The sequence below is a fragment of the Kribbella shirazensis genome, assembly GCF_011761605.1.
In the GTDB taxonomy this organism is placed as follows: domain Bacteria; phylum Actinomycetota; class Actinomycetes; order Propionibacteriales; family Kribbellaceae; genus Kribbella; species Kribbella shirazensis.
Genome location: NZ_JAASRO010000001.1, coordinates 296564 through 309678 on the forward strand (window position 1 = coordinate 296564; position 13115 = coordinate 309678).

Annotated in this window: 14 protein-coding genes; 8 read left to right on the forward strand and 6 right to left on the reverse strand. The window is 69.3% G+C overall.

Annotated features, from left to right (window positions below; genetic code table 11):
• The first annotated feature begins 27 nt into the window (after positions 1-27).
• Complete coding sequence (locus BJY22_RS01415; RefSeq protein ID WP_167203366.1) at positions 28-1074, forward strand: iron-siderophore ABC transporter substrate-binding protein; 1047 nt, start codon at positions 28-30, stop codon at positions 1072-1074.
• A gap of 60 nt (positions 1075-1134) precedes the next feature.
• On the opposite strand, the gene BJY22_RS01420 is transcribed toward BJY22_RS01415, so the two are convergent.
• Positions 1135-2112, reverse strand: coding sequence for a DUF6528 family protein (locus BJY22_RS01420; RefSeq protein ID WP_167203367.1), 978 nt, complete (start codon positions 2110-2112; stop codon positions 1135-1137).
• Positions 2113-2378: 266 nt separating this feature from the next.
• Here BJY22_RS01420 and BJY22_RS01425 point away from each other — a divergent pair, with 266 nt between their 5' ends.
• Positions 2379-3083 (forward strand): YqeB family protein, encoded by a 705-nt coding sequence (locus BJY22_RS01425; protein WP_167203368.1) that lies wholly within the window; start codon positions 2379-2381, stop codon positions 3081-3083.
• A 465-nt stretch (positions 3084-3548) separates the two neighbouring features.
• Here the strand turns inward: BJY22_RS01425 and BJY22_RS01430 are convergent, their stop codons facing one another.
• From BJY22_RS01430 to BJY22_RS01440, 3 genes are all read right to left on the reverse strand, one after another.
• Positions 3549-3935: a pilus assembly protein CpaE gene (locus BJY22_RS01430; protein WP_167203369.1), complete on the reverse strand. Its 387-nt coding sequence runs from the start codon at positions 3933-3935 to the stop codon at positions 3549-3551.
• Positions 3936-4020: 85 nt separating this feature from the next.
• A complete protein-coding gene (locus tag BJY22_RS01435) occupies positions 4021-4389 on the reverse strand; it encodes a hypothetical protein (RefSeq protein WP_167203370.1) in 369 nt (122 codons plus the stop codon).
• Positions 4390-4407: 18 nt separating this feature from the next.
• Positions 4408-5136 (reverse strand): M15 family metallopeptidase, encoded by a 729-nt coding sequence (locus tag BJY22_RS01440; RefSeq protein WP_167203371.1) that lies wholly within the window; start codon positions 5134-5136, stop codon positions 4408-4410.
• A 185-nt stretch (positions 5137-5321) separates the two neighbouring features.
• Between BJY22_RS01440 and BJY22_RS01445 the strand changes: the two genes are divergently transcribed.
• A complete protein-coding gene (locus BJY22_RS01445) occupies positions 5322-6671 on the forward strand; it encodes a sensor histidine kinase (RefSeq protein ID WP_167217745.1) in 1350 nt (449 codons plus the stop codon).
• Entirely contained in the window at positions 6650-7420 is a 771-nt protein-coding gene (locus tag BJY22_RS01450) for a response regulator (protein WP_167203372.1), read from the forward strand. Before BJY22_RS01445 ends, BJY22_RS01450 begins: the two co-directional genes overlap by 22 nt.
• 148 nt (positions 7421-7568) lie before the next feature.
• On the opposite strand, the gene BJY22_RS01455 is transcribed toward BJY22_RS01450, so the two are convergent.
• The gene (locus BJY22_RS01455; RefSeq protein ID WP_167203373.1) at positions 7569-8585 is read right to left on the reverse strand and encodes a helix-turn-helix transcriptional regulator; all 1017 of its coding nucleotides are present in this window, start codon (positions 8583-8585) and stop codon (positions 7569-7571) included.
• A 61-nt stretch (positions 8586-8646) separates the two neighbouring features.
• Between BJY22_RS01455 and BJY22_RS01460 the strand changes: the two genes are divergently transcribed.
• Together BJY22_RS01460 and BJY22_RS01465 are read left to right on the forward strand one after the other, a co-directional pair.
• The gene (locus BJY22_RS01460; RefSeq protein ID WP_167203374.1) at positions 8647-9813 is read left to right on the forward strand and encodes an epoxide hydrolase family protein; all 1167 of its coding nucleotides are present in this window, start codon (positions 8647-8649) and stop codon (positions 9811-9813) included.
• On the forward strand, positions 9810-10907 hold the full coding sequence (locus BJY22_RS01465) for a winged helix DNA-binding domain-containing protein (protein ID WP_167203375.1): 1098 nt from the start codon (positions 9810-9812) through the stop codon (positions 10905-10907). The genes BJY22_RS01460 and BJY22_RS01465 overlap by 4 nt, the downstream gene beginning before the upstream one ends.
• Here BJY22_RS01465 and BJY22_RS01470 read toward each other — a convergent pair.
• A complete protein-coding gene (locus BJY22_RS01470; RefSeq protein ID WP_167203376.1) occupies positions 10904-11245 on the reverse strand; it encodes an MmcQ/YjbR family DNA-binding protein in 342 nt (113 codons plus the stop codon). The two genes, BJY22_RS01465 and BJY22_RS01470, sit on opposite strands and share 4 nt — an antisense overlap.
• A gap of 64 nt (positions 11246-11309) precedes the next feature.
• Between BJY22_RS01470 and BJY22_RS01475 the strand changes: the two genes are divergently transcribed.
• Both BJY22_RS01475 and BJY22_RS01480 read left to right on the forward strand, forming a co-directional pair.
• Positions 11310-12386, forward strand: a complete 1077-nt coding sequence (locus tag BJY22_RS01475) for an alpha/beta hydrolase (protein ID WP_167203377.1) — start codon at positions 11310-11312, stop codon at positions 12384-12386.
• A complete protein-coding gene (locus tag BJY22_RS01480) occupies positions 12346-13092 on the forward strand; it encodes an esterase family protein (protein ID WP_167203378.1) in 747 nt (248 codons plus the stop codon). The genes BJY22_RS01475 and BJY22_RS01480 overlap by 41 nt, the downstream gene beginning before the upstream one ends.
• Positions 13093-13115: the final 23 nt, after the last annotated feature.

A 13115-nucleotide genomic window follows, 5' to 3' on the forward strand; every position in this document is an offset into this window, starting at 1 on the left:
GTCGCCGTTGGGAGGAAGCACCCCGCCATGGCCTTGTCCCGCATCCGGTCCGTCGCGGCTGTCGCGATCGCAGCCCTGGCCCTCGGCGTGGGTCTCGCCGCCTGCGGCCAGGACGACACCGAGAACTCCGCCGCGAGCACCGGAGACACCGCCGGCTTCCCGGTCACGATCGACCATCTGTACGGATCGACCACGCTCAAGGCCAAGCCGCAGCGGGTGGTGGCACTCGGCGGCGGCGACATGGAGGCGGCGATCGCGCTCGGCGTCGTCCCCGTCGCGGGCGCCGACTGGTTCGGCAACACGCAGCTGCGCGGGTGGGTCAAGTCCGCGCTGGGCGACCGGCCGGCCCCGAAGCTGATCAACGCGTACGAACCGAAGTTCGAGGAGATCGCGGCGCTGCAGCCCGATCTGATCCTGTACGTGAACACCGTCAACGACAAGAAGCAGTTCGACACGCTGAACGCGATCGCGCCGACGATCGCGGCGCCGGCCGGAACCAAGAACGTGTACGGCGTCCCGTGGCAGGACCAGGTCCGCGAGATCGCGAAGGCGACCGGTACGTCGGCCGCCGGCGAGCAGGTCGTGAAGGACACCGAGACGCTGGTGACCGACACCGCGAAGGCGAACCCGGAGTTCGCCGGCAAAGTCATCACGGCGGGCGTGTACTCGGCGAACAGCCTGAACGCATGGCTGCCGTCCGACCCGCGGATGCGGCTGCTGACCTCGCTCGGCTTCACGTCCAACCCGCAGATCGACGCGATGGACAACGGCGACTTCTACGTGAAGATCTCGCCGGAGCTGACACCAAAGCTGAACGCCGACCTGATCTTCATGGCCGCGCTCGACGGCTCCGGCAAACTCGATCCCGCGCTCGTGAACGACAAGCTGTTCAACGCGCTGCCGGCCGTGAAGGCCGGCCACATCGCGTACTGGGGCGGCGCGCCGGTGATCAACACGGCAACACCGAGCGGCGAGTTCTCCAGCGCGATGTCGATCGGCGGCCCGCTCGGCATCAAGTACGCGCTACCGAAACTGGTGCCGATGCTGAAGGACGCCCTGACCGGGAAGAGCTGAAGGACCTCGCCAGACCGCCGGGCGGCGGTTCGCCCGGCGGCCTGGTCAGTGGGATCGGGGTCAGCGGAGGGTGGGGTCGACCCACCAGCGGGCCTTGTAGATCTGCGAGCCGTGCAGGGTGAGCTGATCGCGGCGGAAGGTGAGGGTCGGGGTGTCGGTGCACCACGTGCACAGGTTCTTGACCTGCACGACCGACGTCAGGATCTGGCCCGACGTCGCCTCGTCCCCGACGCTCTTGACCCCGGTGACGTTGATCCGGTCGCGGTCGACGTAGTCCTGCAGGAAGGCGTTGCGGGACTTCGAGTACTGGTACACCTGGGATCCCGTGGTGATCCAGAACCGGTCCCGGTCGCGCGCGACCGGCTGGAGATCGTGACCGTGCAGCGTCGGCAGCGCGACCCGCTTGGTCTCGGTCAGCGTCGGCGCGGCCGGCGTACCGCCGACCCGGAGCGCGACCAGGTCGTGCCCGCCCAGCGCCCACAGCAGGCCGGTGTCCGCGTCCCAGTACACACCGTGCCCGTCGGCCAGCGGGAACTCGACGTAGGTGGTGGACCGCTGTCCCTGCGACGCGGTGTAGAGCCGCAACCAGTTGCCGTGGCTCGCCACCACCGCGACGTTCCCGTCCGGCAGCAACTCGATGCTGTGCGGGTTGTTCTTCCGCTCGACGTCGGCGGCCCAGTACGCCGGACCCTTCTGCGGGTACGGCACCACGGCCGCGAGGCCCCACGAGTCCGTGGTCAACAGGTAGGCCTGGCCGCCGCGATGCCGCAGCTTCGCCTCGTCCGGAGCGCCCCAGTTGTCGACCAGGTCACCGAGCCCGTCCTGCGCCGTGGGTCGCCAGCTCCAGGCGATCTTCGTGTTCTGCCAGCTGTCCCGATCGGAGTCGAGGACGAGAATCTGGTCGGTCGCCTGTTCGGTGACCACGATCTGTTCCGAGCTGTCCCGGCCGCCCGCCCCGTCGGCGTCGGCACCGGTCCCTCCCATCGGCAGGCCGGCCGTCGCCATGACTGCCGCGGCGGCGGCCGCCGCCGTTCCCACCAGTGCACTACGAGCAGATCTCGAAACCATGGATACCTCCGGTTGATCGGATTCGGCGGCCCGACTCTCTGCGAGTGGCGCCCCCGCTGTCCATGCTCGCGAGTGAGAGTTCGGCGGTCGTTAACGACAAGTTCGATCAATTCAGCGTCAGCCTAGGACGCCCTCCACCCGGCGGCCAGACGGGTCGGCATGTCGCGGCGGACCACCTACTTCGGTCGTCGTCGGTCGAGACCAAAGTCATGACTCCGCTGCGTTACGTTCGGGCCATGGGGTCGACCACACAGGCATCGGATCAGACGGTCATCGGGCCCTCGACGGCGGACAAGGTGCTGCTGTACGGCGGCCTGCCGCTGACCGGGCTCGTCCTCGGGTTCTTCCTGCCGCGGATCGCGGACTGGGCCGCCGGGCAGCGATGGGTGCCGTTCCAGGGACCGCTGCGGCTGATCTCCGGGTGGGACAGTTGGTGGGTCGTGGTGATCGCCGTGGCCGTCGGCCTCGCGGGCGGCGTACTGCTGGCCGCGATGGCGCTCGACGACACGTTGAAGGTGACGATCACCAACCGGTCGGTCGAGTTCCTGAAGAACCAGAAGACCCTGACGGTACCGCGGGAGAAGATCTCGGTCGCCTTCCTGGACGGCAAGGAGATCGTCCTCCAGGACGCGACCTCGCGGGAGCTGGCCCGGGAGAAGCACGACCAGCTCAAGTCCGAGGCGAAGCAGATCCCGGCCGCGTTCCGCGCGCACGGCTACCCGTGGTCGGACGCCGGCGACCCGCACGAGTCCGAGTTCCGCCGCTGGATCGAGGACGACCCGGACCTGCCGCCCGCGGTGAACGCGATCCTCAAGGTCCGGTCCAAGGCCTTCGACGAAGGCGACAAGGGCAAGGCCGACCTCCGCGAGCTCCGCACCGAACTCGCGAACCTCGGCTACACGGTGAAAGACAAGGACAAGGTGCAGTACTGGCGCGCCTAGCTAGGCGGTCCGCGCCGTAACTTCGCCGGGGGTGGCGCCCGGGCTGGTCGCGTGGGGAGTTCTGCTGGTCGTTTCAGGTGGGCAGGATTCCCCAGGCCAGTCGTCGCCACACGTTCGCCGGTGCCGACCAGGTCGCTCGCGGTGATCGACCGGCGTGGTTGGGAAACTGTTGGCCACCTGGTGACGACAGATTTGTTTCCCGACTGTGAGGGTAGGTGCCGGTCGGCTGGTGCTCAGCCCCGCGGACGGCTTCCAACGCGCCGCCGCCCCGGGACGGCGTCCATTTCGGGGGTTATCCCGTCGCGTGTTGGGTTCTCTACTGGTGTATCAGTAGAGAACCCTGCGTTCGAACGGATATCCCCGCTTGCGCGGCTGACGGTGAGCGCGATCGCAACCGCGACGTACCGGCCACGCCGGCGCTGAGAGCCGAGCGGAGACGCCAGGCGCCGTCCGCCACACGGGTGCTCAAGCGCCAAGGAGATGGAGTACTGCGTCGGCGTACGCCTGCTCGGCGTCGGTGGAGGTGTGGGTGCTGCCGGTGAGGGTGACGCGGTAGCCGTCGGGGGTCGACTCCAGTGACCGGAAGTGCGACCCGAGGAGGGCGCGGAGCTGCTCCTCGCGCGGGAGCCAGATGACTTCGCGCTGCTCGATGCTGTCCAGGGCCCATTCGGTGGTGCCGTTGAAGCCGATCACCTTGCTGCCCTGGTAGTCGTGCACCTCGACGGTCATGTCGCTCACCACGAACACGTCCTCGTCCATGTCCCGGTCCGGTACGACGAAACGATCCCCGGCCGCGGGTGTCCACAGCACCCCGGCCTTGCGCAGTCGTCCGGCCTGCTCGATCGTGATCACGCCTCCATCCTCCCCACGGCAGGCAAATACCGCAGGTCCACGCGAGCCGCCACCACCGAGATGCGGCTCGCGCGGGGAGGCGGGATCAGCGTTCGAGGGCGGTCCGGAGCTCCTCGGCACGGTGCGCGATGCGGTCGCGGCACTCCGTGGTGAGCGGCAGGTCGATCAGCGCGGTCGCCTGCAGGTGGCTGAGCCCGAACTCGTCGCGCAGACGACGTACGGCGGTCGCTCGGTCCGCGGACGCCCGCAGTACCGCTGCCACCTCGTCGCGGCGCTCGAACGCGGCCAGCACGCCGTCGTAGATCTCCAGCTGGGTGTACGCGGACCGGTCGGGTTCCGTCGTCGGCTGCTCCCGCCGGTCGCCGGTCCGGATCACCTGCCGCCACAGGGCGGGTACGGCGAGGCGCGCGCGGGTGTAGCGCCGGGTCAAGGGCTGGGCGTAGGTCATCGTCATCTCGAAATCCCCCTTGGGTCAATCTGCTCTGGCCACCGCGTACGGTTCGCGCGGCGGGCACTTCCTGCCGGGCGTTGTGAGCGCCTCGAAGTGCCAGGGTTCGTTGTCGTACCGGCGGCACACGCCGTACCGCCAGCCGTTCTTGTCCAGCCACGCCATGGCGGCCGCCGGACCGATGTCCACGGCCTTGCCCTGGACGTGGGCGGAGTACTTCGGCGGCAGCACCCACCGGGTCGCCGCCTTGTACGAGCCGTACTTCCGGATCGCCTCGTCCAGCAACCGCTGCTGCTTCGCCGCACTGCGCCGGCCGGAGGTGATCCGGAGCGTGACGCCGTCTGCCTTCGCGGCCGTCATCGCCTTCGTCAGCCGCTTCTTCAGCGTCGGGGAGAGCCCGTCGATGCTCTCTTCCCGAGAGACCTGCGTGGGCTTCTTGGTCGGCTTCTTGGTGGGCTGTTGGGTCGGCCGCTTGGTGGGACTGGTCTTCGGCGGGACGGCCGGCGCTCCCGTCGTCGTACGGCGGGACGGCGTCGGGGTCACCGGGACGGTCGCGGGCGGGGCCCCGATCGCGGGCGCGCTCACCGTCGACACCACCGGTTCCTTGTCGGCGCCCAGGCCGAGGGCGTCCCCGACCTGTTGGTGCCACAACGTCAGCGATCCGAGAACCGCGCCGACACCGACCACACCGATCACGGACAGCAACCGCGTCCGCACCACGCGATTCGGGCGCGGCGGCTGGTCGTTGCTCATGGGGTACAGCCTTTCGGATCTGGGCGGTCGGCGCATCGGTCCCAGGGACAGTCCTCGTGCGCCATTCGTAGCCCCTGAGTATCAGTTCGGACGCCGAGCCTCCTCCAAAAGTTGGAGACGGCACCCGTCCGGTCAGATGAAGCTTCGGCGAACACCGGCTGACTACGCTGGGCGACGTGAAGGGCATGTGGCGGCGGATGACGCAGGGGCAGCAGGACGTGTTGCTCGCTGCGGTCATCGGGCTGGTCTGGTTCGCCACGCTGAACCTCGTCAACGGGACCGGTCTGCGCCCGCACAACCCGGCCGTGTCGGTGGTCACCGGCGTGTTCCTGGTCGCCACGGTCGCCTTCGTCCGGCGGATCCCGCGCACCATGCTCGTGGCCGTCTCGGTGCTGTACCCGTTCCTGTACGCCGCGGTCGGCACCGGCCTGGCGGCCCAGCTCGGGCTCACGATGTTCGGTCAGCCGGAGATCAGCGACGCCGCGCTGCAGTCGGAGATCCATCTGGTCCCGCTGCTCGTCGTCGGGTACCTGGCGGCGTCGGCCGGGGTCCGGCGGTTCACCTGCCTGTTCTTCACCATGGGGAGCCTGGCCGGACTGATGATCGGACTGCCGACCGTGGTCGCGATCGTCCTCAGTCAGGTCGACCGCGCGATCCTGTACGGCGAGCGCTACCAGAGCCTCCCGCGCAGCCTGTCGACGTTGTACTCCTACATCGACGTCTCACTGTTCGTGTTCGCGGAGGCACTGATCTGCGGGATGGTGCTGCTCGGCGCGGACGCGCGGCGGCGCCGCAAGTCGCTGGCCCTGCTGGAGCAGCGGAACGCCGAGCTCGTCCGGCTGCGCGCGGTCGAGGCGGAGCGGGCCGCCGTGGCGGAGCGGACCCGGATCGCCCGCGACCTGCACGACGTGATCTCGCACCACGTCAGCGCGGTGGTGATCCGGGCGCAGGCCGCGGACCGGGTGGCCGACCAGCGTCCCGAAGTACTGCGGGAGGCGATCCGCTGGATCATTGCCAGCGGCAAGGAAGCTCTGACCGCGATGCGGGAGACGGTCCGGGTGCTGAACACCGCGTCGCCGCAGATCGCCGGCGACACCGGGTCGGGCGGCGGGACCACGCCGGTACCGGAGCTGGCCGACGTGGCACGGATGGGTGAGCGGCTGAAGGCGGTCGGGATCGACGTGACGATGGAGCTTCCGCCGCGGCAGCGGCAGCTCACCTCGGCCACCGACCTGACCGCGGTACGAATCATCCAGGAAGCACTGACGAACGTGATGGTGCACGCGAAGGCCACCGCGGCGCGGGTGACCTGGCAGAGTGGACCGCAGGGCGAGCTGCTGACCATCGACGACAACGGGAACGGCGGCCCGCCGCCGGTGAACGTGCTGGAGACCGCGCGCCGCAAGGAGAGCGGCCGCGGCAACGGGCTGATCGGGATGCGGGAACGGGCCACGGCGGTCGGCGGCACCCTCGCCGTCGCGGCCGGCCCCTTGGGTGGATGGAGAGTACAGGCATGGCTGCCACCGCAGAACTGAACGAGGCGGAGTCCGCCCCGATCCGGATCCTGGTCGCCGACGACCAGGGCGTCATCCGGATGGGCCTGTCGATGATCCTCGACCACGAGCCGGACCTCACCACGGTGGCACAGGCTGAGAACGGCGAGGAGGCGCTCCGGCTGATCGACCAGTACGACCCGGACGTCGTGCTGATGGACATCCGGATGCCGGTGATGGACGGGCTGGTGGCCACCGAGCGGATCACGACCGCGAACCGGGAGGCCGGGCGGGCGCGGCCCGCAGTACTGGTGCTGACCACGTTCGACGACGAGGCGTATGTGCTGGCCGCGGTGCGTGCGGGAGCATCCGGGTTCCTGCTGAAGGACACCGATCCGGATCTCCTGGTGTCCGCTGTCCGCGCGGTGTTCCGCGGCGACTCGCTGGTGGATCCTGCCTCGACGCGGGTCCTGCTCGAGCGCTGCATGGAGCTGGAGCGTCAGGTCGACGGCGGTACGGCGAGCCCGCCGCCGGCGCAACCCGACGCCCGGTGGGCCGGACTGCTCGCGCAGCTCAGCGAGCGCGAGCGCGAGATCCTGGTCTGGATGGCCCGCGGACTGTCGAACCGCGACCTCGCGACCAAGCTGTTCGTCAGCGAGACCACGGTGAAAACCCACGTCAGCTCGGTGCTGTCGAAGCTCGGCCTGTCCAGCCGGGTCCAGGCGGTCGTCGTCGCCTACGAGGCCGGGGTGGTCCGGCCGGGCGAAGCCGACGTGCGCTGGGACTCCTAGGTATAGATCCAGAGGCCGACTGCGGCCACGGCGAGCAGGATCACGACGGTCACGATCTGGCTGAGCGCCGACGCCTTCCGGCGTCGGGGTAGGAAGTCCCCGGTCATGTTTCCAGGATCGCTCGCGGAACCGCCGTACCCATCGGTCGTCAGGATGGTTCTGCGGTACTACCTGAGGATGACTGGTCGTTGCCGGGGGCACCCGAAAGGCCAACCGGCCCGGCCGCGCGGTGGAGACGGTCGGCGAGGGCGGTGAGGGCGGCCGAGAGCTCCGGGGCGTCGATGACCTCGAAGTCGACGTCCAGCAGGCCGAGGTAGAGAGTCAGCATCTGCGGGGTGTCCGAGCCGACCTTGATCTCGCAGAGGTCCGGCCCGAGCTCCTCGATCTCCACCGGCAGCGGCAGCTTGGCGCGGATCTCGGCGGCGGGTGCGTGCAGCAGCACGCGGGCGACGTACCGCCAGGTCGCGGTGCCGACGCCGCGCTGCAACCTGGCGGCGATGTCGGTCTCCGGCAGCTCCCGGGGCGTGAACCGGGGACCGCCGGGGATCTTCGGGGTGATCCGATCGGCCCGGAACGTTCGCCAGTCGTCGCGCTCCGGATCCCACGCGATCAGGTACCACCGGCGCCCCATGACGACCAGGCGATGCGGCTCGACCTCACGGCTGCTTGCTCGCCCGTCGTAGCTCGCGTAGTCGAAGCGCAGCCGGTGTTCGGAGCGGATCGCCGCCGCGATCGCGATCATCACGTCCGCATCGACCTGCGGCCCGGTGCCCGGTACGGCGAGCGTCGCCGACTGCATCGCGCTCACCCGATGGCGCAGGCGCGGCGGCAGGACCTGCTCCAGTTTGGCGAGGGCGCGGATCGAGCTCTCTCCGATCCCTTCCACACCTCCGTTGGCTGCCGTGCGCAGGCCGATCGCGACCGCCACCGCCTCGTCGTCGTCCAGCAGCAGCGGCGGCAACGCGGCACCGGCCCCCAGCCGATAGCCACCGGTGAGACCCGGCGCGGCCTCCACCGGATAACCGAGTTGCCGCAGCCGGTCGACGTCGGTGCGGATCGTCCGGGTGGTCACTCCGAGCCGCTCGGCCAACTCGGGGCCGGACCAGAGCGCGCGGGCCTGCAGCAACGACAGCAGCCGGAGCAGACGAGCCGATGTGTTCAGCATTTCTCCAGGATGCCGGACATTGCGGAAGAAAGTCTTCCGCAATGACTTCTAGGGTCGATTCATGACTGACGCACAGGAGATTCGCCCGTTCCAGATCGACATCGACGAGGCCGACCTGGCCGACCTCCAGCTCCGGCTCGAGCGCACCCGGCGGCCGCATCCGGTACCGGGAGACACCGACGACTGGAGCCGCGGCATCCCCGGCGGCTACCTGTCCGCGTTGGCCGAGTACTGGCGTACGACGTACGACTGGCGGCAGGCGGAACGGGAGCTCAACCGCTATCCGCAGTACACGACCGAGATCGACGGGCAGGTGATCCACTTCTTCCACGTCCGTTCACCCGAGCCGGACGCGATGCCGCTGCTGATCACCCACGGCTATCCCGGATCGGCGGTCGAGTTCCTCCACCTGCTCGGGCCGCTGTCGGACCCGGTCGCGCACGGCGGTGACGCGGCCGATGCCTTCCATGTGGTGGTGCCGTCGTTGCCGGGGTTCGGGTTCTCGACGCCGTTGTCCGGCGCAGGCTGGGAACTGGGGCGGACCAGCGCCGCGTTCGCCGAGCTGATGACGCGCCTAGGGTACGAGCGGTTCGCCGCGCAGGGCGGCGACATCGGCGCCGGCATCACCGGGCGTCTCGGCGCGACCGTACCCGACCGGGTGATCGGCACGCATGTGAACAGCGATCGCGGGACGCTCGCCCTGGCCGGGGAGTTCGTGCCGCTGCCGGATGATCTCGACGACGAGGACCTGGCGGTCGTGAAGGAAGCGAAGGCAGCGTGGCAGGCGGGTCGGGGTTATCTGGATCTGCAGAACCACACGCCGGACACGATCGCGGCCGCACTGACCGACTCACCGGTGGCGCAGCTGGCCTGGATCGCGGAGAAGTTCCAGCTGTGGACGGATCCGGCCAAGTCGCCCGAGGAGTCGGTGGACCGCGATCAGTTGCTGACGCTGGTCAGTATCTACTGGTTCTGCCGTGCGGGAGCGAGCGCGGCCCGGTTCCTGTACGAGGCTGCGCACTCCGATCTCGGGTGGGTCGCCGAGTCGTCGGTGCCGTCCGGTTGGGCCGTCTTCAACAGCAGCCCGGTCGTACGCCGGATCGCCGATCCCGAGCACCGCGTCGCGCACTGGTCGGACTTCACCGAGGGCGGTCACTTCCCGGCGATGGAGTGCGGCGAGTTGCTCGTCGAGGACGTCCGCACCTTCTTCCGTACGCTTGGCCGATGAACGCATCGATCCGCGTCCTGAGCCGGCGGCAGCTGAACCGTGCGACTCTCGAGCGCCAGCAGTTGCTGCGCCGGAAGCGCGGTGCGGTCGCCGAGCTGATCGAGCGGCTGGTGGGCCTGCAGGCACAGGCCCCGCTGGCCGCGTACGTCGCGCTGTGGTCGAGGCTCGAGGGCTTCGACCCGGCCGAGCTGTCCGAGTTGATGACGACTCGTCAGGTCGTTCGTGCCGGACTGCTGCGGTCCACGATCCATCTGGTCACGGCCGAGGACTGCCTGATGATGTGGCCCCTCGTGTACCCGGTCGCGGATCGCGGGCTGCGCGGCTCGTTCGGCAAGCAACTGGCCGGGGCCGACCTCGAGGCTGTGGTTGCCTTCGGCACGGACCTGCTGAGCCGCGGGCCGTACAGCCGAAGCCGGCTCAGGGATGTGCTGGGCGAGCGCTGGCCGGACTGGGACGCGAACGCGATGGCGTACGCCGTCAGCTATCTGGCCGGCACCGTCCAGGTGACACCGCGCGGCGTCTGGGGCACGACGGGACCGGCCGCGTTGCAGACGATCGAGAGTTGGCTCGGCCGGGCGCCGATGGCGGATCCTTCGATCGACGCACTGGTCCTGCGCTACCTGGCCGCGTTCGGGCCGGCCAGTGTGACCGACGTCCAGACCTGGTCAGGGCTGACCAGGCTGCGTGAGGTCGTGGACCGGCTCCGGCCCGGTCTGCGCGTGTACGCCGATGAGGACGGGCGGGAACTGTTCGACGTACCGGAGGGCCCGTTGCCTGACGCGGAGACGCCCGCGCCGGTGCGGTTCCTGCCGGAGTACGACAATCTGCTGCTCTCGCACGCGGACCGGCGGCGGGTCAACCCGTCCGGACGGCCGGTGCCGCTGCCGCCCGGCAACGGCGCTGCGATCGGCACCGTCCTGATCGACGGGGACTACGCCGCCGACTGGCGCCATCACCGCGGCGCCGACCCGGTCCTGCGTGTCACCACCCACCGGCCGATCACCGCCGAGGTCCAGGAAGCGATCGAGGCCGAAGCCGCGGAACTCCTCACCCTGATCGGCAGCAAGGGCACACCTGTCGTCGTCGGGGCCTAGGTCCCGAAGTACTCGGCGCGGACCTTCTTCGGGACGCACATCGACCAGGCGTCGAGGATCAGCTCGCGGAGTTCGTCGTAGTCGAGGGCCGCGAGGCGGACCTGGATCCACTGGAAGCGTTCGTCGGACGGCCTGGGCGGGAAGAACTTGTCCGGTTCGGCGGCCAGGGCGGCGGCGCGTTCCTCGCGGGGAAAGCCGATGCCGATCGTTTCCTCGTCGCGGGACACCGCGAGATAGACGATCTGGCCGACGCGGAACTTGATCTGGTCGCGGACCAGTACCTCGTAGCTGCGCGGGAGATCCGCGGTGATTTCGCGGATGTCGGTGAGATCGACCACGTTTCCACGATAGAACGCCATCACTGACAAAGGTTGTCAGTGATTCCGCGAGTACTTTGGTCTGATGCCTGCTGTCCAGAGTGCGGTCGAAGGGGCCGAGGTGGTGTTCCGCCTCGGTGACGCCGCGCATGCGTTCACCGGCGTCCGGCTCTGGCAGGAGCTCGGGCTGCCGTCGGAGCTGCTCGAGTTCAAGCTGGTCGACTACGGCTGGGAGCTGCGGCTGCCGCGGCCGTCCGTGCACCGGATGGAGTACCTGTTCGACATCGCGGACCTCGGGATGCGGACCGATCCGACCAACCCGCGGGTGGTCGGCGGCGCGTTCGGCGATCACTCCTGGCTGCCGCTGCCCGGGTACGTCGAGCCGGCCTGGATCGCCGTACCGCCGATCGCGTCCACGCTCGCGCCGCTCACCGTCGACGCGCCGGTCGGGCCGGTCGACGTCCAGGTGTGGGCGCCGGACGGGATCGCGCCGACGTTCGAGTTGCCGTTGCTGCTGTCGCACGACGGTCCCGAGTTCGCCTCGTACGCCGGTCTGACGCAGTACGCCGGGGCGATGATCGCGTCCGGTGCGCTGCCGCCGTTCCGGTTGGCGCTGATCCGCCCGACGGCGCGGAACCTCTGGTACGCCGCGAACCCGCAGTACGCCGAGGCGCTCACGCAGGACGTCGTACCGGCCGTGCAGGCGCAGTACCGCAGCCGGCGGCCCGTGCTGATGGGGGCGAGCCTCGGCGCGCTCGCGGCCCTGCACGCGGAATGGACGTTTCCGAACACGTTTTCCGGGCTGTTCCTGCAGTCGGGGTCGTTCTTCACGCCGCAGACCGATCCACAGGAGTCGAAGTTCGAGTACTACGCCGAGGTCACCGGGTTCGTGGAGCAGGTGCTGACGGCAACCGCGGCGCCGAGTGCCCCGCCGGTCGGGATGACCGCGGGGACGACCGAGGAGAACGTGCACAACAACCGGGTGATGGCCGCGCGGCTGGCCGAGCTCGGGCTGAGCGTGACGCTCGACGAAACTCCCGACATGCACAACTTCACAGCCTGGCGCGATGTGCTGGATCCTGATCTGACGGAGCTACTGCGACAGACCTGGGGTGGGGCTGATGGAACGGGAACAGGTCGAGCTGGAGGCGCCGGGGCTTGACCGCCGCGGCACGGTGATCCGGTACGGCCATTTCGGCCGCCCGGTGCTGGTGTTCCCGAGCGAGCAGGGACGCGCCTGGGACTACGAGAACAACGGCATGGTCGACGCCGTCGCGGACCTGATCGAGGACGGCCGGGTCAAGCTGTACTGCGTCGACTCCTACGACCACGTCAGCTGGTCGGACCGCAGCATCCAGCTCGAGGACCGGGCCCGGCGGCACGAGTACTACGAGTCCTGGATCGTGAATCAGGTGGTTCCGACGATCGGGGCGGACTCCCCCGGCGCCGTCGACATCATCACGACCGGGTGCAGCCTGGGCGCGTTCCACGCGCTGAACTTCGCGTTCAAGCGGGCCGACCTGTTCCCGGTCGCGATCTGCCAGTCGGGCAACTACGACGCGGCCAGTTGGCATGCGTGGGGCGAACGCGGCGAGGCGACGTACTTCAACAATCCGGCCGACTACCTGCCCGGTTTGTCCGGCGATCACCTGGACTGGTTGCGCGGCCGCCTGTTCATCCTGCTCACGGTCGGGCAGGGTGACTGGGAGACGCATCCGACCGGCTCGTTGCCGTCGGCCCGCGCGACCGCCGCTGTATTGAAGGAGAAAGGCATCCCGCATGAGTTGGACCTGTGGGGGTACGACGTAGCACACGACTGGCCCTGGTGGCGGCAGCAGCTCGCGCACCACCTCCCCCGATTCTGCTAAGGAGCTCCCCCTCTCCCTTTTTT